The organism is Kribbella sp. NPDC051620 (assembly GCF_044453825.1).
Taxonomy (GTDB): Bacteria; Actinomycetota; Actinomycetes; order Propionibacteriales; family Kribbellaceae; genus Kribbella.
The window spans coordinates 1,065,276-1,089,615 of the sequence record NZ_JBITDB010000002.1; the positions used below are offsets into that span (position 1 = coordinate 1,065,276).

General features: G+C 68.1%; 26 protein-coding genes. 12 read left to right on the forward strand and 14 right to left on the reverse strand.

Annotated elements, in window-relative coordinates; all coding sequences use genetic code 11:
* Positions 1–8 precede the first annotated feature (8 nt).
* Positions 9–545 (forward strand): histidine phosphatase family protein, encoded by a 537-nt coding sequence (locus ACIA12_RS12155; RefSeq protein ID WP_396366968.1) that lies wholly within the window; start codon positions 9–11, stop codon positions 543–545.
* On the opposite strand, the gene ACIA12_RS12160 is transcribed toward ACIA12_RS12155, so the two are convergent.
* Positions 542–1,513 (reverse strand): MerR family transcriptional regulator, encoded by a 972-nt coding sequence (locus ACIA12_RS12160; RefSeq protein WP_396366969.1) that lies wholly within the window; start codon positions 1,511–1,513, stop codon positions 542–544. The two genes, ACIA12_RS12155 and ACIA12_RS12160, sit on opposite strands and share 4 nt — an antisense overlap.
* A gap of 199 nt (positions 1,514–1,712) precedes the next feature.
* Between ACIA12_RS12160 and ACIA12_RS12165 the strand changes: the two genes are divergently transcribed.
* Complete coding sequence (locus ACIA12_RS12165; RefSeq protein WP_020387694.1) at positions 1,713–1,970, forward strand: WhiB family transcriptional regulator; 258 nt, start codon at positions 1,713–1,715, stop codon at positions 1,968–1,970.
* A 224-nt stretch (positions 1,971–2,194) separates the two neighbouring features.
* Here the strand turns inward: ACIA12_RS12165 and ACIA12_RS12170 are convergent, their stop codons facing one another.
* Positions 2,195–2,785 (reverse strand): helix-turn-helix domain-containing protein, encoded by a 591-nt coding sequence (locus ACIA12_RS12170; protein ID WP_396366971.1) that lies wholly within the window; start codon positions 2,783–2,785, stop codon positions 2,195–2,197.
* A 73-nt stretch (positions 2,786–2,858) separates the two neighbouring features.
* On the opposite strand from ACIA12_RS12170, the gene ACIA12_RS12175 reads away from it, so the two are divergent.
* Both ACIA12_RS12175 and ACIA12_RS12180 read left to right on the forward strand, forming a co-directional pair.
* A complete protein-coding gene (locus ACIA12_RS12175; protein WP_396366972.1) occupies positions 2,859–3,473 on the forward strand; it encodes a class I SAM-dependent methyltransferase in 615 nt (204 codons plus the stop codon).
* Complete coding sequence (locus tag ACIA12_RS12180) at positions 3,470–5,071, forward strand: MFS transporter (RefSeq protein WP_396366973.1); 1,602 nt, start codon at positions 3,470–3,472, stop codon at positions 5,069–5,071. Before ACIA12_RS12175 ends, ACIA12_RS12180 begins: the two co-directional genes overlap by 4 nt.
* Here ACIA12_RS12180 and ACIA12_RS12185 read toward each other — a convergent pair.
* The 5 genes from ACIA12_RS12185 to ACIA12_RS12205 form a co-directional block, all read right to left on the reverse strand.
* Positions 5,068–5,436 carry a PLD nuclease N-terminal domain-containing protein gene (locus tag ACIA12_RS12185; RefSeq protein WP_396366974.1) on the reverse strand — a complete coding sequence of 123 codons (369 nt, stop codon included), beginning with the start codon at positions 5,434–5,436 and terminating at the stop codon, positions 5,068–5,070. The genes ACIA12_RS12180 and ACIA12_RS12185 overlap by 4 nt on opposite strands.
* A 70-nt stretch (positions 5,437–5,506) precedes the next feature.
* Positions 5,507–6,394 carry an ABC transporter permease gene (locus tag ACIA12_RS12190; protein WP_396366975.1) on the reverse strand — a complete coding sequence of 296 codons (888 nt, stop codon included), beginning with the start codon at positions 6,392–6,394 and terminating at the stop codon, positions 5,507–5,509.
* Positions 6,381–7,199 carry an ABC transporter ATP-binding protein gene (locus tag ACIA12_RS12195; protein WP_396366976.1) on the reverse strand — a complete coding sequence of 273 codons (819 nt, stop codon included), beginning with the start codon at positions 7,197–7,199 and terminating at the stop codon, positions 6,381–6,383. Before ACIA12_RS12195 ends, ACIA12_RS12190 begins: the two co-directional genes overlap by 14 nt.
* A gap of 52 nt (positions 7,200–7,251) precedes the next feature.
* Entirely contained in the window at positions 7,252–8,331 is a 1,080-nt protein-coding gene (locus ACIA12_RS12200; protein WP_396366977.1) for an ABC transporter substrate-binding protein, read from the reverse strand.
* Positions 8,332–8,468: 137 nt separating this feature from the next.
* Positions 8,469–8,564, reverse strand: coding sequence for a putative leader peptide (locus ACIA12_RS12205; RefSeq protein ID WP_363704822.1), 96 nt, complete (start codon positions 8,562–8,564; stop codon positions 8,469–8,471).
* A 164-nt stretch (positions 8,565–8,728) separates the two neighbouring features.
* On the opposite strand from ACIA12_RS12205, the gene ACIA12_RS12210 reads away from it, so the two are divergent.
* From ACIA12_RS12210 to ACIA12_RS12230, 5 genes are all read left to right on the forward strand, one after another.
* A complete protein-coding gene (locus ACIA12_RS12210) occupies positions 8,729–9,988 on the forward strand; it encodes an NAD(P)/FAD-dependent oxidoreductase (protein WP_396366979.1) in 1,260 nt (419 codons plus the stop codon).
* 35 nt (positions 9,989–10,023) lie between these two features.
* The gene (locus ACIA12_RS12215; protein WP_396366980.1) at positions 10,024–10,701 is read left to right on the forward strand and encodes a DUF1365 domain-containing protein; all 678 of its coding nucleotides are present in this window, start codon (positions 10,024–10,026) and stop codon (positions 10,699–10,701) included.
* Positions 10,698–11,975, forward strand: coding sequence for a class I SAM-dependent methyltransferase (locus ACIA12_RS12220; RefSeq protein ID WP_396366982.1), 1,278 nt, complete (start codon positions 10,698–10,700; stop codon positions 11,973–11,975). Before ACIA12_RS12215 ends, ACIA12_RS12220 begins: the two co-directional genes overlap by 4 nt.
* A complete protein-coding gene (locus ACIA12_RS12225; RefSeq protein WP_396366983.1) occupies positions 11,972–12,709 on the forward strand; it encodes an SDR family NAD(P)-dependent oxidoreductase in 738 nt (245 codons plus the stop codon). Before ACIA12_RS12220 ends, ACIA12_RS12225 begins: the two co-directional genes overlap by 4 nt.
* 92 nt (positions 12,710–12,801) lie before the next feature.
* Positions 12,802–15,465: a family 78 glycoside hydrolase catalytic domain gene (locus ACIA12_RS12230; RefSeq protein WP_396366984.1), complete on the forward strand. Its 2,664-nt coding sequence runs from the start codon at positions 12,802–12,804 to the stop codon at positions 15,463–15,465.
* On the opposite strand, the gene trmB is transcribed toward ACIA12_RS12230, so the two are convergent.
* The 4 genes from trmB to ACIA12_RS12250 all read right to left on the reverse strand — a co-directional run bounded on the left by trmB (position 15,446) and on the right by ACIA12_RS12250 (position 19,909).
* Complete coding sequence (gene trmB, locus ACIA12_RS12235; protein WP_396366985.1) at positions 15,446–16,147, reverse strand: tRNA (guanosine(46)-N7)-methyltransferase TrmB; 702 nt, start codon at positions 16,145–16,147, stop codon at positions 15,446–15,448. The two genes, ACIA12_RS12230 and trmB, sit on opposite strands and share 20 nt — an antisense overlap.
* A gap of 20 nt (positions 16,148–16,167) precedes the next feature.
* Positions 16,168–16,602 (reverse strand): SRPBCC family protein, encoded by a 435-nt coding sequence (locus ACIA12_RS12240; RefSeq protein WP_396366986.1) that lies wholly within the window; start codon positions 16,600–16,602, stop codon positions 16,168–16,170.
* On the reverse strand, positions 16,599–16,913 hold the full coding sequence (locus tag ACIA12_RS12245; RefSeq protein WP_396366987.1) for an ArsR/SmtB family transcription factor: 315 nt from the start codon (positions 16,911–16,913) through the stop codon (positions 16,599–16,601). The genes ACIA12_RS12240 and ACIA12_RS12245 overlap by 4 nt, the downstream gene beginning before the upstream one ends.
* 71 nt (positions 16,914–16,984) lie before the next feature.
* On the reverse strand, positions 16,985–19,909 hold the full coding sequence (locus tag ACIA12_RS12250) for a bifunctional [glutamine synthetase] adenylyltransferase/[glutamine synthetase]-adenylyl-L-tyrosine phosphorylase (RefSeq protein WP_396367163.1): 2,925 nt from the start codon (positions 19,907–19,909) through the stop codon (positions 16,985–16,987).
* Between the two features lie 332 nt (positions 19,910–20,241).
* On the opposite strand from ACIA12_RS12250, the gene ACIA12_RS12255 reads away from it, so the two are divergent.
* Complete coding sequence (locus ACIA12_RS12255; protein ID WP_396366988.1) at positions 20,242–20,649, forward strand: hypothetical protein; 408 nt, start codon at positions 20,242–20,244, stop codon at positions 20,647–20,649.
* 66 nt (positions 20,650–20,715) lie between these two features.
* Here ACIA12_RS12255 and glnA read toward each other — a convergent pair whose 3' ends face one another.
* Positions 20,716–22,056, reverse strand: coding sequence for a type I glutamate--ammonia ligase (gene glnA, locus ACIA12_RS12260; protein WP_343981334.1), 1,341 nt, complete (start codon positions 22,054–22,056; stop codon positions 20,716–20,718).
* A gap of 136 nt (positions 22,057–22,192) precedes the next feature.
* On the opposite strand from glnA, the gene ACIA12_RS12265 reads away from it, so the two are divergent.
* Together ACIA12_RS12265 and ACIA12_RS12270 are read left to right on the forward strand one after the other, a co-directional pair.
* Complete coding sequence (locus ACIA12_RS12265; protein WP_396366990.1) at positions 22,193–22,576, forward strand: thiol-disulfide oxidoreductase DCC family protein; 384 nt, start codon at positions 22,193–22,195, stop codon at positions 22,574–22,576.
* Positions 22,577–22,593: 17 nt separating this feature from the next.
* A complete protein-coding gene (locus ACIA12_RS12270) occupies positions 22,594–22,998 on the forward strand; it encodes a hypothetical protein (protein ID WP_396366991.1) in 405 nt (134 codons plus the stop codon).
* Here ACIA12_RS12270 and ACIA12_RS12275 read toward each other — a convergent pair.
* Both ACIA12_RS12275 and ACIA12_RS12280 read right to left on the reverse strand, forming a co-directional pair.
* Positions 22,924–23,859 (reverse strand): HTTM domain-containing protein, encoded by a 936-nt coding sequence (locus ACIA12_RS12275; protein WP_396366992.1) that lies wholly within the window; start codon positions 23,857–23,859, stop codon positions 22,924–22,926. The two genes, ACIA12_RS12270 and ACIA12_RS12275, sit on opposite strands and share 75 nt — an antisense overlap.
* Positions 23,856–24,335, reverse strand: a complete 480-nt coding sequence (locus ACIA12_RS12280) for a hypothetical protein (RefSeq protein WP_396366993.1) — start codon at positions 24,333–24,335, stop codon at positions 23,856–23,858. The genes ACIA12_RS12275 and ACIA12_RS12280 overlap by 4 nt, the downstream gene beginning before the upstream one ends.
* Between the last annotated feature and the right edge of the window lie 5 nt (positions 24,336–24,340).

Consider the following 24,340-nt stretch of genomic DNA (forward strand, 5'->3'; position numbering starts at 1 on the left):
AGGTTCCCGTGACCCAGATCTACCTGGTCCGGCACGGTCAGCCGGACTATGCGCCGGTGGATAGCCGTGGCTGGCCCGGAATGGCCGCTGACGCCGCTCCGCTGACCCCGGAGGGCTCCAAGCAGGCCGAGGCCGTTGCTGACCTCCTGAGTGGCATCGGTGCCACATACCTGGTCAGCTCCCCGTTCACCCGCGCGTTGCACAGCGCCGCGATCATCGGGCACCGGCTGGCTCTCGGAGTACGGGTCGACTACGACCTACGCGACTGGCTGCCGGACAGTACCGGCTCTTGGCGCGGAGTGGCGGACGTACGGGCGGCTGAGGCCGAGCTGGACGAGTACGACGGCGAGTGGCACCAAGGGATCCGCCGGTCGTGGGAGCCTCTGTCGGTGGTGCGGGCCCGGGCTCGGGAGGCGCTGGCCCGGCATACGGCGAGCACGGACGGTCCGGTGCTCGCCATCACGCACGCCATGGTCATCCGTGCGCTGACCGGTGAGCGCGGGGTTGAGCATGGCGGGCACGTGTACTTCAGCTACGAGGGCTAGGTCCGCACCGCTGCCACCAGGGAGCTGACTGCCTCGGCCAGGGAGTTCACCCAGCCGTCAGGCTTCCCCAGCGCCTGCCAGCCGGGTCCACCGATCACTAGCTGGTACGCCGGCCTGGTGCGGGCCAGGGTCCGCAGGGCATCGCGGTCGGCCGTCTCGGGTGCACTCGACCAGATGAAGACGGCCGCCGGGCGGATCCGGCGTACGGCGTCCGATAGCGAGCTGACCGGGGTTGCTGCGCCCAGAGTCCGCACCTTGATGCCCCGCTCGGCCAGTGCCGCCGCCAGCGCGAGCAGCGGGAGCGCATGGTCCTCCCGCTCGAGACAGGCGAGTACTACGGCCCGCTCGCTCTCCTCCGGCTTGCGGCGCTCCACTGCGCGCCGGGTGTGGTACCGGAGCCCGCCGGCGACCGCGTCCGAGGCCAGGTGCTCGACCTCGACGCAGGCTCCCGTGCGCTTCCACTGCTCGCCGACCTCGACCAGTAGCGGCATCAGCCGGCTGGTCCAGGCCTCGACCGCGCCGGACTTGTCCAGACTCCGCGCGACCTCGTGGGTGAGCCGGTCGCTGTCCATCGCGTTCGCCAGCTCGAACAGGTCGGCCAGTTTGCCCGGGCCGTCGGTGCGAGACCGGGCTGATCGGCGTACCGGCAGTGGTTTCGGCACTGCGTGTGACCGCCCGCGGGGGCCTTCGGCAACAGAAGTGGCGGATGTCACAGTCGGTGATTGGCCGGGGTAGATCCGGTCACGAACGACGGCTGCCGCCTCGGCCGTCGGAACCCCTTGGTCGATCAGCCGGAGCATCGCCCGCAGCCGGGCCAGATCCTCCGGGCTGTACCGCCGGTGACCGCCCGCTGACCTGGTACTTGGGCTCAATCCGTACCTGCGTTCCCAGCTCCGCAGCGTCGGCGCGGCGATCCCTAGCCGACGCGCGGCGGCCCCGACGGTGAGGGTTTCGGAGCTGCTCGGCACGGCTTTCATGATGCCCGCTCGACGCCCCGAATCTGAGGAATTCGGCGCTCGCGGATAACAACTCGACGGACTTTCGCGACAACAAGGGTTGAACTGCGCATGAGTTGAGCATAGTTTTCACCGAGCGCCCGTCCGCGCTCACGGTGAGTCATAGGAGGTTGCCATGTCGAGAGGGATGCCTCGCCTACCCCGCCCGCTCATGGATCTGTGGGACTGGCAGTCGCAGTCTGCATGCCGCGACGTCAACCCGGAGCTGTTCTTCTCCCCCGAATCGGAGCGTGGCGTTCGCAAACGCGCTCGCGAGATGGTGGCGAAGTCGCTCTGCGGAACCTGCCCGGTCCAGCCCGAGTGCCGTCAGCACGCCCTCTCCGTCGGAGAGCCGTACGGCGTCTGGGGTGGCACCACGGAATCCGAACGGGACAACGTAGTACTCGCCGAACACAGGAAGTCCGCCTGACGGCCGCCGGGTGATCCACCCCGACCCACCCGGGTCCGGCCGCCCTGCCACCGGACCCGGCCCCCGACCTCCAGCGGCCTCATCCGCCTGAAGCTCGGGCACACCACACCGCAGACCCCACGGCTGGCAACGATTGCAGCCACCGGCCCCGCGAAGCCATTCCCTGCTCTCCAGCACTCAGCCCACCGTGGCTGCGCGCTGTGAGCCGCGAGCACGAGGTCGGGTTAGTTGGGTTTAGGGCCGACCCGGATGTGGGCTCGTTCGCCCTGTTTGCCGATCAGGCTCAGGTACTCGACCGGGCCGGCGCTGGTGGCGCCGAACCAGTGCGGGGTGCGGGTGTCGAACTCGGCTGCCTCGCCGGCTTGCAGAAGCATGTCGTGTTCGCCCAGTACCACGCGCAGGGTGCCGTTGAGGACGTACAGCCAGTCGAAGCCCTCGTGCGTCCGCAGCTCCGGCTGAGCGTTGTCGTCGCCGGCCGGGCGGATGAACTTGTACGCCTGAATGCCGCCCGCCCGTCGTGTGAGCGGCAGGATCGTTGCTCCGTCACCGCTCGCGATCGGGCGCATGTGGATGCGCGGGTCGCCGGTCGGTGGCGCGTCAACCAGCTCGTCGAGCGTGGCGCCGTACGCGCGCGCCAGCGGCAGTAACTGCTCGAGCGTCGGCCGCCGCAGACCCGCCTCGAGCCGGGACAGAGTGCTGACGGAGATACCGGTGAGCTCGGAGAGTTCGGCGAGGGTGACGTCGCGCCGAAGCCGGAGCTGCTTCAGCCGGGGGCCCACTGCGTTGAGAGTGCGGTCGATCGGGTCGTCGCTCATCCTTCGAGTTTGCCATTCGGCAACAAGGTTTGCCATCACGAAGTCGTCGCACCAATCTCGGGGTGTGGACAACGTGAACGAGATACAGATGACCTTCGGCAAGGACTACTGGAACCAGCACTGGCAACCCACCACCATCGCCATGGAGCGCAACCCACCCAACCCGTACCTGGTCAACGCAACCACCAGCCTCACCCCCGGCACAGCGCTGGACGCCGGCTGCGGTGCAGGCGCCGAGGCGATCTGGCTCGCGTCCCACGGCTGGCAGGTCACCGCGGCCGACATCTCACGCGCCGCCCTGGACAAAGCAATCGACCGCGCGGCCGACCTCTCCCAGCAGATCAACTGGCTGGAAGCAGACCTGACCGTATGGACCCCGACCACCCAGTACGACCTGGTGACAACTAACTACGCCCACCCGACAATCCCCCAACTCGCCTTCTACAACCGCCTCTCCACCTGGGTGGCCCCCGGCGGCACCCTCCTCCTGGTCGGCCACCAGCACGGGCACGGACCTGGGCACTCTCCCGCCGAGGCGTCGGTCAGCCTGGCGGACATCACGGCCGGCCTCGACGAAGCCCAGTGGGAGATCGTCGCCGCCGGCGAACACACCCGCACGATCCCAGGCCGCTCGGCCGACCTGCGCGACGTCGTAGTACAGGCAACTCTCAAACCAAGGACGTCATGAACGCCAACCAGGCGCTACCGAGCCATACCCCCGACACGACGATCCACGACCCGAGCAAGCGCCGCGCGATTCTCATCGCCGTCTGTATCGCGCTGATGGCGGTCATCGCCTCCGTCTCCGGACTCAACGTCGCTCAACCTCAACTGGCCCTGGCCTTCGACGCGTCGCAGAGCGCCGTGCTCTGGATGATCAACCTCTACACGATCAGCCTCGCCGCGCTGCTGCTTCCGCTCGGTGCGCTCGGCGATCGCTGGGGGCGCAAGCCGATGCTGCTCGCCGGGCTGACCGTGTTCGGTGTCGCGAGCGTCGCGGCCGGCCTCGCTCAGTCGACCGAGGTCATGCTCGCCGCGCGCCTTCTCAGCGGCGTCGGCGCGGCGATGATCATGCCCGTCACCCTCGCCGTCATCACCTCGACGTTCCCGGACGAGGAACGCTCCAAGGCGATCGGCGTCTGGACCGGAGTAGCCGGCGGCGGAGGCCTCCTCGGCATGTACCTGTCCGCGCTGCTGGTAGACGTCGCAACCTGGCGCTGGCTCTTCGTACTCCCAGCAGCCCTGGTCGCAGTGGCCATCGCCATGACGCTGCGCTCCATCCCGAACTCGATCGAGCGAGCCGAGCACCGGTACGACACCGTCGGCTCCCTCACGTCGGTCGTCGCCGTGATCGGCCTGATCTTCGTACTCCACGAAGGCCCCGAACGAGGCTGGACCGCCCCCATCACCATCACCAGCCTGGCTATCGGCCTCATCGCCGCAATCGCCTTCGTCGCCTGGGAACTCCGGCAGCGATCCCCACTCCTCGACCTCCGCCTCTTCCGCCAACGCGGCCTGGCGAGCGGCTCCATCTCCCTACTCACCGTCTTCGGCGTACAGGCGGGAATCTTCGTCGTTCTCTTCCCGTACTTCCAGGCAGTACTCGGCTGGTCCGGCCTCCGCTCGACCCTGGCCATGATGCCGATGGCGCTGCTGATGATGTTCGCCTCGAGCGTGGCTCCACGCCTGGCCGCGCGCATCGGCGGCCGCCTCACGATGGCAGCCGGTATCGCCGTGGCCGGCGCGGGTCTTGCCCTGATGGCCGCCCTCGTCTCCGTCGACGGCGGCTACTTCTCCGTACTACCGGGCATGCTCGCGATGGGCCTCGGCATGGGCCTGACCATGACTCCCTCCACCGAAGCCATCACCAGCGCCCTCCCCCGCGAACGCCAAGGTGTCGCCTCCGCCCTCAACGACGTCACCAGAGAGTTCGGTACCGCGCTCGGCGTCGCCCTGCTAGGCGCAGTCCTGTCAGCCGGCTACCGCACCGCCATCAACTCCCACCTCGACGGGATCCCAGTGAATGTCGCCGACGCTGCACGCGACGGCATAGCCAACGCGATCGCCGCAGCCACCGCCGGCGGTGCGGCCAACGTGGGCGGTGCGGCGAATGCCGCCGACATCCGATCGCAGGCTTTGGTCCGGGCTGCCCAGGACTCCTTCGTCACCGGCTGGCAACAGGCGATGTGGGTCGGCGCAGCCATCATGGCGGCGCTTTTCGTCTACGTCATCGCCCGCGGCTCCCAACGCTCCGCGTCCGCAGCGGAGCAGCCCGGCGACCGCTAGGCCTTGCCGGGCTCGGGGTCCTCGTCTTCTGGGGTTTTGTCCTGCGGCTCCGGCTCCGGCGGTTTGATGGTCGTTCGCGGGTCGCGGTAGCGGTCGAGGGTTGCCAGGAAGTCCGGGTCGTCGTCGGGGGCTACCGGGCGGGTGGTGGGTTTTGCCTTGGGGACCGCGGCTCGTTCGCGGCGGACGGCTTCGGTGCGGGACATCAGGAGCCAGACGATCGGGCCGACGAACGGCACGAAGACGATCAGGACTATCCAGACCAGTTTGGGCAGGTACGGAACGTCTTCATCGCGTGTCTGGATGCAGGAGAAGAGCGCATAGACGCTCAGCACCAGGCTGATCAGGAACGGCAGAAATCGGACCACGCTCCAACAGTACGGGCACCGGAGGATCGGTGCGGCCAGTTGACGCCGATCCTCCGGTTACGGGATGCGGTCACTTGCCGGCGCCGGTCAGGCCCCGGGCCCGGAGGACGGAATTCTCCAAGGGGCGGAAGACGAGGAGTTCGATGCCTACGCCGACGATGAAGATGAGCAGGATGCCGGCGAAGACCATGGAGATGTCGGACAGGGACATGCCGTTGTGGAGGTACTGGCCCAGGCCCTCGCCCAGGTCTGGTGAGGTGGCGATCAGTTCGGCCGCCATCAGCGAGCGCCAGGAGAAGGCCCAGCCCTGCTTCAGGCCGCCGAGGAAGCCAGGCAGAGCGGCCGGGAGCAGGATGTAGCGGATGCCGCCCCAGCGGCCGGCACCGAGTGCCTTGCCGACGCGCGGCAGGATCGGCGGTACCTGGTCAAGGCCGGACACCAGGCCGTTGGCGATGGACGGGACCGCGCCGAGCAGCACGACCCAGTAGATCGCCCGGTCGTTCAGCCCGAACCACAGGACCGCCGCCGGCACCCAAGCCACCGACGGGAGGCTCTGCAGCCCGGACACCAGCGGCCCGATCCCCCGCCGTACGACGCTGAAGTTCGCGATCGCCAGCCCAAGCGGGACCGCGATCAGCAGCGAGAACGCGAACCCGATCACCGCCCGGTGCACCGACACCCAGAACAGCTCGACGATGTCGCCCGACGTCACCAGTTGCCAGACCTGCGACCACACGTCCGCCGGTGCGGGCAGCTTGTACTCCGGCCAGAAGGCGGCTGCCCACAACACCTGCCAGATGACCACGAACAGCACGATCGCCGCGATCGGCGGCCATACCTTCGACAGCACCCGCCGCAGCAGACTCCCGTCCGGCGCGTTGACCGGTGTGTCGAGCGCGTCGAGCCCGGCCTCGACCGAGCCGGGTTCCAACCGGTCCTGGACGTCAGGCTGCGGCATGACTGCTGATCACCTTTCGCAGAGCACCGTTGATCTCGTCGACGGCCCCGGCCTCTCCCGCACCCGACAGCCCGTCGACATCCCACTCGCGGACGACCCGGCCGGGCCTCGACGACAGCAGTACCACGCGCTGACCGAGCCGCACCGCCTCGCGCACGTCATGGGTGACGAACAAGATCGCAGTACCGGTCGCCCGCCAGATCCGCAGCAGCTCACCCTGCAGTACGTCGCGCGTGATCGCGTCCAGTGCCGAGAACGGCTCGTCCATCAGCAGCAACGACGGCTTGCCGGCGCCCGACGCGCCAACGCCGGTGTTGTCGGTAGTGGAAGCCAGCGCTCGAGCCAGCGCGACCCGCTGCCGCATACCGCCCGACAGCTCGTGCGGCCGCTTGTCGCCCAGCCCACCGAGCCGTACCAGCTCCAGCAGCTCAGCAGCCTTCGCACGACGCGCGGACTTCGACACACCAGCCATCCGCAGCGGCAGCTCCACATTGCCGGCCGCCGTCAGCCACGGCATCAGAGCAGCCTCCTGGAACACCACGGCCGGCCGCGACGAGCTCAGCTCGATCCGGCCGGTCGTCGGCTTGTCGAGCCCCGCAACGAGGTTGAGCAGCGTCGTCTTGCCGCAGCCGGACGCGCCGAGCAGGCAGACGAACTCACCGGCCTGTACCTCCAGGTTGACGCCGTCGAGCGCGACCACCGACTTGTGGCCCTGCCCGAACGCCTTCCCGACCTGGTGAAACCGCACCGGCCGGACGCCGCTGGTCCTGGTGATCGTCTCGCTGGCTTCGACTGTCGCAGTCATCGTCTGCCTCCTCGTTGCGGAACCGTCGTACCTGTGGGCACTTCGGGGCGAGCTATTTCTTGTCGAGTCCGGCTGCGTCCACAGTCGGCTTTCCGGCCTTGGTCAGTACGTCGTTCAGCGGGCCGAGGTCGGCGAAGCCGGAGACGTTCGGCGCCGTCTTGGCGATGCCGGCCGTGACCTGGTCCTTGGCGAGCTGCGGGAACTGCGCGGCGATCGGGTCGGCGGTGGCGGTGATGTTGCCGAAGGCCCGGTCGATCACGGCCGGCTTGAGCGCCTTGCCGGTCAGGTCGAGCAGTTGCTTGTTGACCTCGGTCTTGGCCGCGGCCTTGTCCGCGTTGATGAAGTCGATGGAGGCGACCAGCCCGCCGAGCAGTTGCCGGACCGTCTCCGGGTGCTCCTGCAGGAACTGGGTACGGACGATCAGCACCGTGGTCGGGAACTTGCCGTCCGGCCACAGCGACGCCTCGTCGAGCAGCACCTTCGCGCCGGCGTCGAGGACGAGACGCGACGACCAGGGCTCCGGCAGCCAGGCGGCGTCCACGTCGCCCTTCTTGAAGGCGTCCAGGGTGGCCGCGTTCTCCAGGTTGGTGACCTTCACCTTGTCGGTCAGGCCCTTCTCGGACAGCCACTTCTTCAGCGACACGTCCTGGGTGTTGCCCAGCTGCGGAGTGACGACGGTCTTGCCGACCAGGTCCTCCGGCTTGGTGATCGACGGCTTGACGACGAGTTGCGCGCCGCCGGACGTCGCGCCGGCGATCAGCCGGACGGCTTCGCCGTTGGACTTCGCGTAGGCGTTGATGGCCGGGCCGGAACCGATGAACGACGCGTCCAGCGAGCCGCCGAGCAGCGCGCCGACCGCTTCGGGGCCGGCGTTGAACTTGGTCGGGACCAGCTTGGTGCTGCCCAGTTCCTTGGTGAACAGCCCCTTGCCGAGGCCGACCAGGGCGGCCGCGTGGGTGACGTTCGGGAAGTAGCCGAGCCGCAGCTCGCTCGCCGGGCCCTTGTCGGACGCGGCAGCCGGGGCCGCGTTGCCCTCGTCGGCGCGCGAGCAGCCGGCGACAGCGGCGAGCAGGGACAGGACAGCGGCCGAGGCGGCCAGAACACGGGCAGGACGGAAGCTCGTGATGTTCACAGGAGAGAGACCTTCGGAGTGCGGGCGGCCAACGTGGTCGCGGGCGGGAAGTTCAGAGCGTGCTGGACAGCAAGCAGCTGGCGTGACCGGATGCGGTCAGGCGTGCCCAGATGGAGCACTGAGGAAAGCGCCGAAGGTCAACAGGTTGCGGAGGCAACGCGGAGCAGGTCGACATGCCGACGGCGGGTGAGCGCGTCGGCTGGCCTGTTGGCGGTGACCTGCATGCACACCATGAAACCGGACAAAGTCCATCAACGGGCTGTGATTTCGCGATGTGAGACGACAAATCACTCACTGAGACAGTTCAAACGACCGATCACCACGGCCGACCGCTCCGAAGACCTCCCGACCATGACCTGAACTTGTTCAGAACTTATGCATCGGGAAAGGCTTTCATATGACCGGCGACCGTCCGACCGTCGCGGTGCTGGGCTCGGGAGTCTCCGGCCTGACCGCGGCCCACCTGCTGAGCAGGACTCATGACGTGACCGTCTTCGAGGCCGACGACCGGCCCGGCGGGCACGCGCACACACATGACGTCACCGATTCCGCCGGTCACGGCTTGCGCGTCGACACCGGCTTCATCGTGCACAACGAGCGCACCTACCCGAACCTGCTCCGCCTGTTCGCCGAGCTCGCCATCCGGACCCAGCCGACCGAGATGAGCATGAGCGTGCACTGCGACGGCTGCGGTCTCGAGTACGCCGGCGGGCGAGGCGCTCGCGCGCTGTTCAGCCAGCCTCGCCGCGCTGCCGATCCTCGCTTCCTGCGGATGCTCACCGAGGTACCGCGCTTCCATCGCGAGGCGAGGGCGGTCATCAAGGCCGGCGACGACGGGCTGACCTGGGGTGAGTTCCTCCACACGCATCGCTTCACGCCCTATTTCAGGAAGCACTTCGCCGTACCGCTGGTGTCCTGCGTCTGGTCGTCCGGCTCGGCCGACGCTGAGCGGTACCCCGCGCACTACCTGTTCCGCTTCCTCGACCACCACGGCATGCTCACAGTCAGCGGCTCACCCAAGTGGCGCACGGTCACCGGCGGCTCCCGGACCTACGTCGACGCTGTCGTCAGCAGGCTCCAAGCAGTCCGTACGTCGACCCCGGTCCGCGCCGTACTACGCCACGACGATGCCGTCGAGGTGATCACCGACCGGTCCGAGGAGTTCGACCAGGTCGTCGTCGCGACGCATGCCGACACAGCACTCGAGCTGCTCGGCGACGCGACGCCGGAGGAGAAGGCGCTGCTCGGTGCCTTCGACTACTCGGTCAACCCGACCTGGCTGCACACCGACACCGCAGTACTGCCGCAGGCGAGCAGTGCACGGTCCTCCTGGAACTACCGCATGCGCAGCTGCCACACGGCCGAGCCGCAGGTACTAGTCAGCTACTGGATGAATCGCCTGCAACACCTGCAGAGTCCCGACGAGCACCTGGTCACCCTGAACCCACAGGGCTGGGTAGACCCCACCAAGGTGATCGCCCAGATGACCTACTCCCACCCGATCTTCACCCCGGAGTCAGTAGCCGCCGCACCCGTACTACGGGCCGCCGGCGGCCCACGACTCGCCTTCGCCGGAGCACACCTCGGCTGGGGCTTCCACGAAGACGGCTGCCGCTCAGGAGCCGAAGCAGCCCAACGCCTAGGCGCCAAGTGGTGAGTACTCCGCAGTTGCCAGCCATTGTCTTCGGGCATGTGAGTCACTCGCGTCGGGTGCCGCTGCGGCACCGGTTCCGCTACCGGACGTACCAGTGGCTGGTTGATGTTGATCACCTCCCCCGCCGCCGCTTCTCCGCCAAGGACCATCTCGGCCTGGGCCCCTCCCTGCGCGACAACGTCGCCACCTTCACCGCAGCCCAGGGCATCCAGCTCCGCCCGGACGACCGCGTAGTGATGCTGGCCAACGCCCGCAGCCCGTTCGGCTTCGTGTTCGACCCACTGAGTGTCTTCTGGTGCCTGACCCCTACTGGCGAGCTGCGCTGCGTAGTGCTGGAGATCCACAACACCTACGGCGAGCGCCATGCCCAACTGGCACGCCCGGACGCCGCAGGCCGCTTCACCCTCCCGAAGCAGTTCTACGTCTCCCCCTTCTTCACAGTCGACGGCCGGTACGACGTAACGCTCCGCCTGGACGACCAGCACATCTCAGTAGCCATCGACCTCATCCAGCACAACCACCGCGTCTTCTCGGCCTCCTTCACCGGCCGGCCCCGCCCCGCCACCCGTCGAGCCGTGCTGAGAGCGGCATTGCTCACACCCCTCGTCACCTATCAGGTATGGGCGCTGATCCGAATGCATGGTGTCGCGCTCTGGCTCCGCCGCCTGCCGGTGATCCACCGCGACCCCCACATCCCACCGGAGGGAGTCCGATGAGTCCCCTGCCCCTCGTCGACGCCGAACGCTGGCCGGCCGTCGCCCGCACCCCGCACAGCCCCGTCCGGGCCGCCGCTGCCCGACTCATCCTGCGCAGAGCAGTCCGAGACCTCCCCATCGTCGTCCTACTCCCCGACAGCAGCCGGCCCGCAGCCGGCGCGACAGGTGGGGCGGGCGTGCGGGAGCGGCTCGGAGCCGGGGGCGCCGGCGCTCCGGTGATGGAGATCGTGTCCGACGCTTTCTTCCACCGGATCGGCGTGGATCTCAAGATCGGTTTCGGCGAGGCGTACATGGCCGGCGACTGGCGGCCCGCCGACGGTACCGACCTGGCCGACCTGCTGACGGTCTTCGCCAAACGGCTCACCAACCTCGTTCCTCCGGCTCTGCAGCGCTTTCGCAAGCTGATCGAGCCGCGGATGCCGTCGTCGGAGCTCAACGACCGGTCCGGCGCGCGAAAGAACATTGCCCGCCATTACGACCTGTCCAACGACCTCTTTGCGACGTTCCTCGACGAGACGATGAGCTATTCCTCGGCGTGGTTCGAGTCCGCGGACGAAGACCTTGAGACAGCGCAGCGCCGCAAGATCGACGGCATCCTCGACTACGCCGGGGTTCGCGAAGGAAGCCGGGTACTGGAGATCGGTACCGGCTGGGGGCAACTCGCCATCCAGGCAGCCGAACGCGGGGCGACCGTCATGTCGGTGACGCTCTCCGCCGAGCAACGCGACCTCGCCCGCAAGCGAATCGCCGAAGCCGGCGTCAGCGCGGAGGTCGAGCTGCGCGACTACCGGGACGTGCGCGGCCAGTACGACGCGATCGTCAGCGTCGAGATGATCGAGGCGGTCGGAGCGCAGTACTGGCCGACCTACTTCGCGACGATCGACCGGCTCCTCGCCCCTGGTGGACGGTTCGCGCTGCAGTCGATCACGATGCCGCACGACCGGCTGCTCGCCACCAGGCACGCCCAGGGCTGGATTCATCAGTACATCTTCCCTGGCGGCTTGATCCCCTCGCTGACCGCGATCGAACAGATCGCGAGTACGGCCGGCGGGCTCGAGATCGCACATCGCCGCGACCTCGGGCCCGCCTACGCGCAGACGCTGCGGCTGTGGCGGGAGCGCTTCACCGCACACGCCGCCGAGGTCGCGAACCTGGGCTTCGACGCCGTCTTCCGGCGGATGTGGGAGTTCTACCTGGCGTACTCCGAGGCGGGTTTCCGCGCCGGGTACCTGGGAGTCTCCCAACTCGCACTGGTGAGGAAGAACAACTCATGAATCTCACCGGCCGCAGGATCTGGGTCGTCGGCGCCTCGTCGGGCATCGGCGCTGCGCTGGCCCGCGAGCTGTGCCTCAGGGGTGCACAGGTCGCGGTGTCCGCGCGCCGGGCCGACGCCTTGAAGGAGGTCGCCGGCGAGTGGATGACCGCGGTGCCGTGCGACATCACCGACGCCGACGAGGTCCGGCAGGCGGCCGGTGTGGTCGCGGCGGGGCTCGGTGGGATAGACATCGCGGTACTGAGCGCCGGCTACTGGAAGCAGATGGGCGACGACTTCGACGTCGACTCCTTCAACAAGCACCTCTCGGTGAACCTGAGTGGGATGGCGAACTGCCTCGGCGAACTGATCCCCCGGATGAAGAAGCAGCGTGCCGGGATGATCGTCGGTATCTCCTCAGTCGCCGGGTACCGCGGACTGCCCGGCTCGGAGGCGTACGGCGCGACGAAGGCCGCGCAGATCAATCTTCTCGAGGCCCTCCGGCTCCGCCTCCGCCCGGACGGCATCGACGTGCTGACCGTCTGTCCCGGCTTCGTCGAGACCGAGATGACCTCAGGCAACACCTTCCCGATGCCGTTCATCGTCTCCGCGGAACAGGCCGGACGGGCGATCGCGGACGGGATCGAGCGACAGTCCGCCCGGATCGTCTTCCCGTGGCAGATGTCACTGCTGATGCGTATTTCACGCTTCGTGCCCGACCGCCTCTGGGCGCTGGCTCTCACGCCTCGGTCCTGAACTGTCCAGATCAGGACATGGCGGTTGCTCAGCCGTCTGACGGGTGCATACGGTCCTCCGGGACCAACACGGCCGTGTGAGGAGCTTGCCTGATGGACAGCTGGACTCCTGGTGGACCGTTGACCGCGGACAAGCTCACCACCGAGTACGCCGACCGCCCACTCGGTACGGACGTCAGCCGGCCCCGGTTGGGGTGGATCGCGACCGCGCCGGGGTACGGCGCGACGCAATCGGCGTACCAGGTGCTGGTCGCGTCGGCGCCTGAGCTGCTGACGCCGGAGTCGGCCGATGTCTGGGACTCCGGCCGTGTCAGCTCCGCAAAGACCTTCGGCATCGAGTACGACGGTCCGGCGCTGGAACCGCGGACGCGTTATCACTGGGCTGTCCGGTTGTGGGACGGGCTCGAGCGGGTCGGGCGTTGGAGCGTGGCGAGCTGGTTCGAGACGGGGCTGCTCGGTGAGGGGTTCGGCGGGGCGCGATGGATCGGCGCGCGCGATTCCGAAGTACGGGATGAGGATGTGCCGGCGCCGCTGTTGCGGCGGAGCTTCACGCTTGAGCCCGCCGTCGAAAACGCTCGGCTGTATGCGAGTGGGCTCGCCTACCAGGAGCTGCGGATCAACGGGCAGCGCGTGGGCGACTCGGTGCTCGATCCTGGGTTCACCGACTACGACGAGACCGTGCTGTCGGTCGCCTACGACGTGACCGGGCTGCTGCGGGCCGGCGACAACGTGCTCGGCGCTGAGCTCGGACGTGGCTTCTTCGGGTTGTCGACGCCGAACGTCTGGCGCTGGCATCAGACGCCGTGGACCGCCGAGCCGCGACTGCTCGCGCGGCTGGTGATCGAGCACACCGACGGCAGCGTGACCGAGATCGTCACGGACGACGCGTGGCGGGTGACCGACGGGCCGACTCGCTCGGACTCGTTGTTCTCCGGCGAGACGTATGACGCGCGACTGCATCCAGCGGGTTGGGACGACGCTGGGTTTGACGACTCGGGCTGGGGCACCGCTCTCGTCGTACCAGCGCCGCGTGGTGAGGTACGGGCTCAGGAGCATGAGCCGATCCGGGTGATCGAGGACGTCGCGCCGGTCTCATTTTCGCAGCCCAAGCCGGGGGTGTGGATCGCCGACTTCGGGCGGACGACGGCCGGGTGGACCAAGCTGCGGGTGACCGCTCCGGCCGGTACTACGATCAGCCTCACGCACGGTGAGCGGTTGCTTGCCGACGGCACCGTTTTTGCCGAGAACCCGCATGTGCGCAAGGACCGGTTCCAGCGCGACGAGTACATTGCCTCGGGCAACGGTCTTGAGGAGTGGGAGCCGCGCTTCTCGTACAAGGGTTTCCGGTACGTGCAGCTCGAAGGGTTCCCGGGCGTGCCGACGCGCGACTCGGTGACGATGCGGGTGGTGCATTCCGACGTACCAGCGGTCAGCCGTTTCAGCTCGAGCCAGCGGCTGTATGAGCAGCTCGAGCAGGCGATGCGGCGGACCGTGCTCAACAACCTGCACGGCATCCCGACCGACACCCCGAAGATGGAGAAGAACGGCTGGACCGGTGACGCCCAGGTCGGCGCGCCGACGATGGCCGGCACGCTCGGGATGGCGCGTTTCTTCACCAAGTGGCTCGGCGATCTGCGCGACAGTCAGTCCGAGGACGGTCGCTTGCCGGTGATCGTGCCGACCGGCGACTGGGGTTACACCGAGCTCGCGCCGGCGACCGAGTGGTCGACCGTCTATCCGTTCATCCTGCGCGAGATGCATCGCTGGTACGGCGACGAGCGGTTGCTCGCCGACCACTGGGACGCCGTACTCCGCTACGTCGACTACGAACTCGATCGAGTGTCGGACGGCTTGTCGCTGAGCGTCCTCGGCGACTGGCTCCCGCCCGGCTACCAGGACGGCCCACCACCCGAAGACCGCCGGCTCACCGGTACTGCGTACTTGTATCGCGCTGTCATCGCCGTCGCCGAGATCGCCGAGTTGCTGGGCAAATCGGCCGAGGTCGACCGCTTGCGCAAGGCGGCCTCGGAGCTCGCTGATGGACTGAACGGGGCCTTTCTGGACCGAGCCGCCGGGATCTACCGGACGGCGTCAGACCCTGACTATCGGCAGACGTCCAACGCGGTGCCGCTCGCTTTCGGGATGGTGCCTGCTGAGGTGGTTCCGGCGGTGGTGGCCAACCTGGTGGCGGACATCGAGGCACGGGGATTCCATCTCAATACGGGATGTCTCGGGGTCGGCGTACTGCTGCCGGTACTGACCGCTCATGGTCATGCCGACGTGGCGGCGAAGCTCGCGTTGCAGCGGTCGTATCCCAGTTGGGGGTACTGGATCGACAACGGCGCCGACACCATGTGGGAGATGTGGGAGACGGACACCCGGTCGCGCAACCACTACTTCCAGGGCACGGTTGTGCAGTGGTTGCTCGAGAACGTGGCCGGGCTCCGGAACCTGGGTGGTGGGTGGGAGCGGATTCTCGTTCGGCCTGATGGGCGGGCCGAGGTTGATTCGGCGTCGTTGCGGACGGATACCGTTCGGGGAAGGGTGGCTGTCAGTTGGCGTCGGGTTGGGAGGGTGTTCCAACTCGAAGTACAGGTTCCTGTGGGTGCTACGGCCGAGGTGCATGTGCCGGCTGAGGCGGTGGGTGATGTGACGGTGGTGCCTGCGCCTTATGCGCCGGAGCCGGTCGCTGTCGACGGGTACTGCGTGTTCACGGTGCCGTCAGGTCACTGGAACTTCACGTCGCGGACTTCGTGAACATCAGGTCGTGACAGCTCCGGCCCTCGGCGTGCGCGCGTGACTCGAACTTGGTGATCGGGCGCCACTCGGGCCGTGGCGCCCAACCGTCGTACTCGTTGGTGAGCTGCGGCTCCGCCTCGCAGATCGCCAGCATGTCGTCGGCGTAGTCCTGCCAGTCCGTTGCCAGATGCAACCTTCCTCCCGGCTGCAGCCGGGAGGCGAGCAACTTCACGAACGGCGGCGTGATGAGTCGGCGCTTGTGATGCCGCTTCTTCGGCCACGGATCCGGGAAGAACACCCGTACCCCCGCCAGCGACTCGGCCGGCAGGTGATCGGTCAGGAACTCGAGCGCGTCCCCGTGCAGCAGCCGGACGTTGTCGAGCTCGTACTTCTCCACCCACAACATCAGCTGCCCGAGCCCGGCCGGATAGACCTCAGCAGCGATGTGGTTGACGTCGGGAGCCTGCCGGGCCAGCTGCGAGGTCCCCTCGCCCATCCCCGACCCGATCTCCAGAACGGTAGGCGCTTCCCGCCCGAACCAGTCCGCCAGATCCACCAGCCCGGCCGGAATGTCCTCGAGCTTGCGGCCCAGCCGCGGCCAGTTGGTCTCCCAGACCCGCTGCTGGCCCACCGTCATCCGCACACTCCGCCGGACGGTGCTGAACACCCCCGCCTGCCGCACCTGCTCCACCGTCTCCACCCCCAAAGCCTAGGTGATGGTCAGAGCTTGATCTGCAGCGTACGGCCGGTCTCCAGGTAGGTCTTGAGGTTGGCGAGGATGGGGCCCCAGCCGTTGCGCCAGCCTTCCACGGTGTCCTCGGCGATCTGGTCGTGGACCACCTGGAGCTTGACGACCGAGTCACCGGCCGGGCTGATGGTGAAGGTGACGCGACCGGGGACCTCGCCTTCGACGGTCTCGTTCTTGAACGTGTAGGCGAGGGTTTTCGGCTCGTCGTAGACGAGCACTTCGCCCGAGTCGGTCAGGCTGTCGTCGGCGCTGTCGTAGAAGTTCACCGGCGAGCCGACCGTCCAGTCGGACTCGATCCGGCGGCCGAACCAGTACAGCTCGGTGAAGGCGCCGGACGTGAGCGCCTGCCAGAGTTTCTCCGGCGTGGTCTCGATGTAGGTGACGTGGATCATCGCGGGACTGCTCATGATTTCTCCTCCAACGCTGCCTTCAGCGCACTGAGCGCGCGCAGCTTGTCGCGTTCGTAGTTGCCGATCCATCGCTCGGCGATCTCGTTGATCGGCACCGGATTCAGGTAGTGGTACTTGTTCCGCCCCCGTTTGACGCTGATCACCAGGTCCGCGTCCTCGAGGATCCGCAGGTGCTTGGTCACCCCCTGCCGGCTCAGCTCGGGCAGCAGCTCGCACAACTCCAGCAGCGTCTGCCCGTTGCGTTCCCGCAAGGCATCCAGCAGCGCTCGCCGCTGCCCGTCCGCCAAGGCCTTGAACACCAGCTCCACCCCTCCAAAATAGGCAACCAAAAGGTTGCCTGTCAAGCGGAGCAAACAGCTAGGTGGTGGCGGAGCGGTGGTCAGTCCCCCCAGAAGAGGCGGTCGACCACGTTGCGGGCCTGGCGGGTCCGGCGGAGGTAGTCGTCGGAGAAGCGGCTGGTCTCCCCGGCGTTGTAGCCGCAGATCTGGGCGACGGCCGCGAGGTCGCGCGGGTCTCTGGGCAGGGAGTCGCTGGGGCGGGCGCGGACGAGCATGATCGCGTTGCGGATCCGGGTGGCCAGCTCCCAGGCGCGGCTCAGGACGTCGGCGTCCGGGGCCTCGACCAGGCCAACGTCTACTGCTGCTCGCAGCGCTCCCAGGGTGCGGGTGGTCCGGAGACCTTCGACCTGGTGGGCATAGCGCATCTGCAGGAGTTGCACCGTCCACTCGATGTCGGCCAGTCCGCCGCGACCGAGCTTGGTGTGCGTTGCCGGGTCGGCGCCACGCGGCAGTCGTTCGGCATCCACGCGCGCCTTGATGCGGCGGATCTCCATCACGTCGCGCTCGGAGATTCCACCGTCGGGGTAGCGCAGCGGGTCGATGAGGTCGCGGAAGGCCTTGCACAGAGTGGGGTCTCCACACAACGGGTCGGCCCGCAACAACGCCTGCGCTTCCCAGACGGCCGACCAGCGTGCGTAGTACGACGCATAGGAGGCGAGCGTCCGTACCAATGGCCCTTGCCGTCCCTCCGGTCGCAGGTCAGCGTCGATCGCCACCGCGGGATCAGCACCTGGCAGCGCCAGCAGCCGTCGGAGCTCGGTCGCCGCCTGCGTCGCGAAATCCGTCGCCGCCTTCTCCGAAGCGCCCGGCAGCGGATCGTGCACGAACATCACATCGGCATCGGAGCCATAGCTCAGCTCATGCCCGCCGAACCGTCCCATCGCGACGATCGACATCCGCGTCGGCTCCGGCTCTCCCTTGGCCACCGTCCGCCGAGCGACCTCCAGCGCGGCCGTCAGCGTCGCCATCGACACCGTCGTCAGCGCCTCCCCGACCGCCTCGACCTCAAGCAGTCCGGAGAGATCCGACGCCGCGACCCGGAACAACTCCCGCCGCCGCGCTCCACGAATCGCCGCCACCGCAGCCTCGGGCTCATCCTGCCGCCGCCCGGCCGCCGTCATCTCCGTCAACAGTGACTCCGACGAACGCGGCGACAACTCCCGCTCATCCGCGAGCATCGCCGTCGCCTCGGGCGCGCGTTGCAGCAGATCGACCGCGTACCGCCCACTGGCGAGCAAGTGCGCCAGCCGCTCGGCCGACGCGCCCTCGTCCCGCAGCTGACGCAGGTACCAAGGCGTCGACCCCAGCGCGTCCGAGATCGTCCGGAAGGCCAGCAATCCGGCGTCGGGATCAGGCGACTCGGCGAACCACCCGAGCATCGCCGGCAGCAGCGCGCGCTGGATCGACGACCGCCGCGACACCCCCTCCGACAACGCCTCGATGTGCCGCAGCGCCGACCCCGGATCGGCGTACCCGAGCGCGGTCAGCCGCTGTTTGGCGGCCTCCGGAGTCAGCCGAACCTCGCCGCCGGGGATCCGCGCGACGGCGGCCAGCAACGGACGGTAGAAGAGCTTCTCGTGCAATCGGCGTACTTCGAGCCCGTGCTTCTTCCACGCGGCCGTCAGATCGTCGATCGGGTTCTTGGTGAACCCCAGCGATCGTCCCAACCGGCGCAGGTCGTCGTCATCGTCCGGCACCTGATGCGTGCGCCGGAGCCGGTACAGCTGGATCCGATGCTCCATCGACCGCAGGAACCGGTAGGCATCGGCCAGTACTGCGCCGTCGGTCCGGCCGACATACCCCGAGCCGGTCAACTGCTCGAGTGCGACCAACGTAGTACCGCTCCGAACCGATTCGTCGCTGCGCCCATGCACCAACTGCAGCAGCTGTACTGCGAACTCCACGTCCCGCAATCCACCAGGACCGAGCTTCAACTGGCGATCCGCATCGGCCGCCGGGATGTGGTCGACCACGCGACGCCGCATCGCCTGGACGTCGCCGACGAAGCCTTCGCGGTCAGCCGCCGACCAGACCAGCTCGCGGGTCTTGGCGGCGTACTCCTGCCCGAGCTCGGCATCGCCCGCGACCGGCCGCGCCTTCAGCAACGCCTGGAACTCCCACGTCTTGGCCCAGCGCTGGTAGTACGCGAGGTGGCTGTCGAGCGTCCGCACCAGCGGACCGGCCTTCCCCTCCGGACGCAGCGCGGCGTCGACCGGCCACAACGTGCCCTCGGCGGTATGAGCTGAGCAGATCCGCATGGTCGCCGACGCCAGCGCGGTCGCCGTCTTGAGGGCCGGCGCCTCGGGCTCGCCCTCCAACGGCTCGGCGACGAACAGTACGTCGACGTCGCTCACGTAGTTCAGCTCGCGGCCGCCACACTTGCCCATGGCAACGATCGCGAGCCGGCAGTCGGCCGCCTTCGGGTGCGCGGCGAAGTAGTCGTTGCGCGCGATCCGCAACGCCGTCTCCAACGCGCCACCGGCGAGATCAGCCAGTACTGCCGCTGTCTCGTCGACGAGCAGCCCCTCGGCGAGATCTCTCGACGCCAGCCGGAGCAACAGCCGCCGGTACTCCACTCTGAGCGCGTCCACCGGATTGTCCGCGTCGACGGCTGTCGCGAGGCACGCGGCGACGTCATCCGGTGTCGGACGGGACGCCGCCAGCGCCGGGTCTGCCAGGTCGTACCAGTGCCGTGGATGCACGCTCAGGTGTCGCCCGAGCGCCTCACTCGCGCCGAGAACGAAGACCAGTCGTCGCCGGAAGTCCGGATCCAGGTCGAGGCAGCGCGCGAACGCCGCGAGGTCGAAGCCGCCCGCGTGCAACGACTCGGCAAGCCCGAGCAGCCCGGCCAGCGCGAGATCCGGATCAGCCGACTCCCCCAGCGACGCGATCAGCTGGTCGCTCGCCATCGGACTGTGCTCGTCCGGCCCACTCAGCCCGTCGAGCGCATCCAGCTGATCCAGCATCCGCACAGCCCGCGCCGAATCCGCGAACCCGGCCCGCGCCAACCGCCCCGCCCCCGAAACCCTCCGAACCTCAGCCACACCTGCCAGCCTAGTGCGCCCCCTCCGAACCCACCTCAGCCGCCGCGTTGCGGCATCGGGGGCCGGGGCTGGGGCTGGTTGGGACGGTCTTGCGGTAGATCTCGGGTGGATTGCGGTGGGATTGCGGTCAACACTCGGAGTTGCCTGGCATATTCGGGCTGTAGTCGGCATGATGGCTCGTTATGGTCATGATGACGGGGTCGCTCGCTGTCCGGGGCACGGTGGTCTGGTTGACGCCCCAGCAGGGTGGGCGAGTGTCCGGGCCGCCTGAGCCGGACTACGACTACGACTACACAGCAACGGCGTACCTCCCACCGAGGACGGCCGAGGACGGGCAGGCGGGGCTGTCGCTGCGGCGGTTCGCGCCGGGTGCCTGGCGCACACCCGCGGAAGGAATCCTGGTACCACCGAAAGGCCACCGCGCCCAGCAGGTTGTCCCCGGCAACATCGTGGTGATCACCGAAGGCATCCGCCCGGTAGGCCTCCTCACAGTGGAAGAAGTCCACGCCCTCGCCCCCGACGGCTCAGCCGTCATCGAGCGAGCCCCCGAAGTAGACATCACCGGCCTGACCGCCATCAGAACCCCGGACACCGACGAGCCGTACCGCCACTCCACGGCAACTGCCCGCTGGAGCTCGCACGAACCCGCCCCCACCAGCTGAATCCACCCTCCCGTTACGTCCGAAGAACTGATGCAGACGTTCCTTCGGTTCTTCGGACGTAAGGAGTCAGAGAACAGGCAGCAGTTTGTTCAGCTCGAACGGTGTGACCTGGCGGCGGTAGTCCTGCCATTCGACTCGTTTGTTGCGGAGGAAGAAGTCGAAGACGTGTTCGCCGAGGGTTTCGGCGACCAGTTCGCTGTCTTCCATCACCGAGATCGCCTCGGCGAGGCTGCTCGGGAGGGGCTTGATGCCGAGGGCCTTGCGTTCGCGGCTGGTCAGGGACCAGACGTCTTCCTCGACCTCGCGGGGCAGCTCGTAGCCTTCCTCGATGCCCTTGAGGCCGGCCGCGAGCATCAGCGCGAAGGCCAGGTACGGGTTCGCTGCCGAGTCCAGCGAGCGGAACTCGACCCGCGACGACTGGCCCTTGTGCGGCTTGTACATCGGCACCCGGACCAGCGCGGACCGGTTGTTGTGGCCCCACGAGATGAACGACGGGGCCTCGTCTCCGACGGCGAGCCGCTTGTACGAGTTCACCCACTGGTTCGTCACCGCGGTGATCTCGGCCGCGTGGTGCAGCAGGCCGGCGATGAACGCACGTCCGGTCTTGGACAGCTGGTACTGCGCGCCGCCCTCGAAGAACGCGTTCCGGTCGCCCTCGAACAACGACATGTGGGTGTGCATGCCCGAACCCGGGTGCTCGCTCAGCGGCTTCGGCATGAAGGACGCGTAGATGCCCTGCGACAGCGCGACCTCCTTCACCACCACGCGGAACGTCATGATGTTGTCCGCGGTCGACAGCGCGTCGGCGTACCGCAGGTCGATCTCCTGCTGGCCCGGGCCGCCCTCGTGGTGGCTGAACTCGACCGAGATGCCCATCGACTCCAGCATCGTGATCGCCTCGCGGCGGAAGTCGTTGCCGATCCCCTGCGGGGTGTGGTCGAAGTAGCCCGAGGAGTCGACCGGTTCGGGGTACGTGCCGGGCGCGCCGGTCAGCGACTTGAACAGGTAGAACTCGATCTCGGGGTGCGTGTAGAAGGTGAAGCCCAGATCGGCCGCCTTCGACAGGGTCCGCTTCAGCACGTGCCGCGGGTCGGCGAAGGACGCCGAGCCGTCGGGCATGTTGATGTCGCAGAACATCCGCGCGGTGCCCATCGTCTCGCCCCGCCAGGGCAGGATCTGGAACGTCGACGGGTCCGGCTTGGCCAGCATGTCCGCCTCGGTCACCCGGGCGAAGCCCTCGATCGCGGATCCGTCGAACCCGATCCCCTCGGCGAACGCGCCCTCCAGCTCGGCCGGCGCGACCGCCACCGACTTGAGGAACCCGAGCACATCGGTGAACCAGAGCCGCACGAACCGCACGTCGCGCTCCTCGAGCGCGCGCAGCACGAACTCCTGCTGCTTGTCCATCGGCGAGTCCACCTCTCTCATGTGTCTCAAACGCCTGAATCCCAGGGCCTCACACAGTCTGCCTCGGGCGTGTTAAGCAGACGTTACGTGGAGGAGGAGAGATCGCACGCATCCGCCCCGGCAGTAGATTGGCGGCGTGCCCACCACCCCGATCCTGATCTTCGACGGCGACTGCGCCTTCTGTACTACGAGCGCCCGCTGGCTGCAGCGCAGGCTGGGCGGCGCGGTGCCGGTCGAGCCGTGGCAGTTCACCGACCTGGCGGCGTACGGGACGACGGCCGAGCGGGCGCAGTACGAGGTGCTCTGGGTGGACCAGGCCGGGACGATCCACGGTGGAGCGCAGGCGTTCGCGCGCTGGCTGATCCACAGCGGTGGTCCGTGGCGACCGCTCGGAGTGATGATCACGCTCCCACCCGTGCGCTGGGTGGCGGCCGGGATCTACCGGCTGATCGCGAACAACCGGGAGAAGATGCCCGGCGGCACGCCAGCATGCGCCCTCCCGCCGCACGACCAGCGATAACCCTCTAGTCTCCTCTGGTGCAGACGATCTTCCATGTGGCGCTGGTCATCGCTGCGATCCTCTGCGCCAGCGACCTGCTGCTCAGCACGGGCCGGTTCATCCGGTCGGTCCAGCGGCGGCGCCCGGCCGAGCTCGATGTACTCGGACGGCGCTGGCTGCCGATTCCTGAGCTCGGGTTCGGGATGTTCGCGTTCTGCTGCCCCGGGCTCGTCACGCTCGGCCTGACGCATGCCGACGCCGGTCTGCCGACCAAGCAGATCCTGTTCGCCGCGCTGATCTTCGGGTACGCCGGTGCGGTGCTGTCCCGCATCGTCCGCACTCCCGGTCCCGGTGGCCGCCGCTTCCGGCTACGCGCCGGCCTGCTGCTCGGCCTGCCGGCTCTCTTCGGACTCGTCTTCGGCTTGTCCGGCGTCGCGGTCTGATCTCCGCTCCTGGAACCAGGGCACGATCCGCTCCAGCGGCGCGAACGCCAGCCAGCAGACCACGGTCGGCAGGAAGTGGATCAGCAGGATCGCCGTGTTCGCGACGTGGAAGCCGAGGAAGAACAGCGCGCCCATCAACTGCCACCGGCCCTTGAGCCAGAGGATGACCGGCGAGCAGAACTCCCCGATGATGCCGACCCACTGCATCACGTGCAGCATCCACGGATGGTGCAGCAGCCACTCCCCGACCGGATGCGGGCGACGCACGATCGCCCAGGTCAGGATCGCGCTCCCCGGCCAGGCCAGCGTCCAGCCGGCGCCGCGCAGCTTGGCGATCGCGGAGAGGAAGTACGTCGCGATGACCGCGATCTGAACGCAGCGGATCGCCCAGCCGGCCGCCTCGGAGCGGGTCTGGTCGGCATACACCGAGACGTCGTGCCGCCAGCGCCGGTTCCAACTCGTCACGCGTGGCCGGACGGACGGCAGTACCCAGAGCGCGACGACGAGGGCGAGGTGGTCGTGGTCGACCTTGCCGTCGCTCATCCCGATCAGCACCCACCAGGTGAAGGCCGGCGCGACGATCCAGCCGGCCAGCCTGGGGAGGCGGTTGGCCGCGCCGATCAGGCAGAACACGATCAGTACGACGTACAGGGTGGTGGTGTTCGCGACGGACGGCTTCGGCAGGTCGAGGAGCCGGGCCAGCAGCAGCGGCTGGTAGAGGCCGGGGTGCTCGCCCTTGAGCCGGGTGTCGCGGACGAAGGCGTGCATGTCGAGGATGACGAACAGGTAGAGGATCGTCCGCAACCACGCGATCCGGGCCAGTGCGACCGTGGGGGTGAACCACCCAACAACTTTGGTCATTTACGTACCTGCCAAGTTGCGAGGACCTCGGGGACCGGGTCGCCGACCACTCGGCCCTTGACCAGCGTGGTGGTGTCGCGGATCAGTTCGAGCTTCACGTACTTGGGCTTGTCCGGGTGCTTGCGGGCCCAGCCGTCGGCGACGGCCTGCAGCAGCGACGGGTCCTTCACGATCTCGCCGGTGCGCGCCTCGATCTCGGCCCGGGCCACGCCGGCGCCCTCGATGTTGAGCGGCACGTCGACCGTCGTCCCGGCATCGGTCTGCGCGCTGATCCGGGTGTAGGTGATCGACGCGTCGTCGGCGACCGATCCGGCGTACTGCGACATCGGCCCGAACGGCCAGGCGTCGTCACTCGCGCGCACCGATCCGTTGATCAGCAAGCCGATCCCGGCCAGCGCCACGACGACTCTGACGGCCTTGCCCACCGGGCCCAGCCGGATGTCCCCAGTACGTTCCTTCGTCACCACGCCCGCCATTACAC

Excerpts from the sequence above, each read along its gene's own strand:
- ACIA12_RS12195 (WP_396366976.1), bottom strand. The coding sequence starts at position 7,199 with ATGACTGCGACAGTCGAAGCCAGCGAGACGATCACCAGGACCAGCGGC.
- ACIA12_RS12190 (WP_396366975.1), bottom strand. The coding sequence starts at position 6,394 with ATGCCGCAGCCTGACGTCCAGGACCGGTTGGAACCCGGCTCGGTCGAG.
- ACIA12_RS12210 (WP_396366979.1), top strand. The coding sequence starts at position 8,729 with ATGACCGGCGACCGTCCGACCGTCGCGGTGCTGGGCTCGGGAGTCTCC.
- ACIA12_RS12220 (WP_396366982.1), top strand. The coding sequence starts at position 10,698 with ATGAGTCCCCTGCCCCTCGTCGACGCCGAACGCTGGCCGGCCGTCGCC.
- ACIA12_RS12165 (WP_020387694.1), top strand. The coding sequence starts at position 1,713 with ATGGATCTGTGGGACTGGCAGTCGCAGTCTGCATGCCGCGACGTCAAC.
- ACIA12_RS12205 (WP_363704822.1), bottom strand. The coding sequence starts at position 8,564 with ATGGTGTGCATGCAGGTCACCGCCAACAGGCCAGCCGACGCGCTCACC.
- ACIA12_RS12180 (WP_396366973.1), top strand. The coding sequence starts at position 3,470 with ATGAACGCCAACCAGGCGCTACCGAGCCATACCCCCGACACGACGATC.
- ACIA12_RS12250 (WP_396367163.1), bottom strand. The coding sequence starts at position 19,909 with ATGCTGGATCAGCTGGATGCGCTCGACGGGCTGAGTGGGCCGGACGAG.
- ACIA12_RS12225 (WP_396366983.1), top strand. The coding sequence starts at position 11,972 with ATGAATCTCACCGGCCGCAGGATCTGGGTCGTCGGCGCCTCGTCGGGC.
- ACIA12_RS12170 (WP_396366971.1), bottom strand. The coding sequence starts at position 2,785 with ATGAGCGACGACCCGATCGACCGCACTCTCAACGCAGTGGGCCCCCGG.
- ACIA12_RS12280 (WP_396366993.1), bottom strand. The coding sequence starts at position 24,335 with ATGGCGGGCGTGGTGACGAAGGAACGTACTGGGGACATCCGGCTGGGC.
- ACIA12_RS12275 (WP_396366992.1), bottom strand. The coding sequence starts at position 23,859 with ATGACCAAAGTTGTTGGGTGGTTCACCCCCACGGTCGCACTGGCCCGG.
- glnA (WP_343981334.1), bottom strand. The coding sequence starts at position 22,056 with ATGGACAAGCAGCAGGAGTTCGTGCTGCGCGCGCTCGAGGAGCGCGAC.
- ACIA12_RS12240 (WP_396366986.1), bottom strand. The coding sequence starts at position 16,602 with ATGAGCAGTCCCGCGATGATCCACGTCACCTACATCGAGACCACGCCG.
- ACIA12_RS12230 (WP_396366984.1), top strand. The coding sequence starts at position 12,802 with ATGGACAGCTGGACTCCTGGTGGACCGTTGACCGCGGACAAGCTCACC.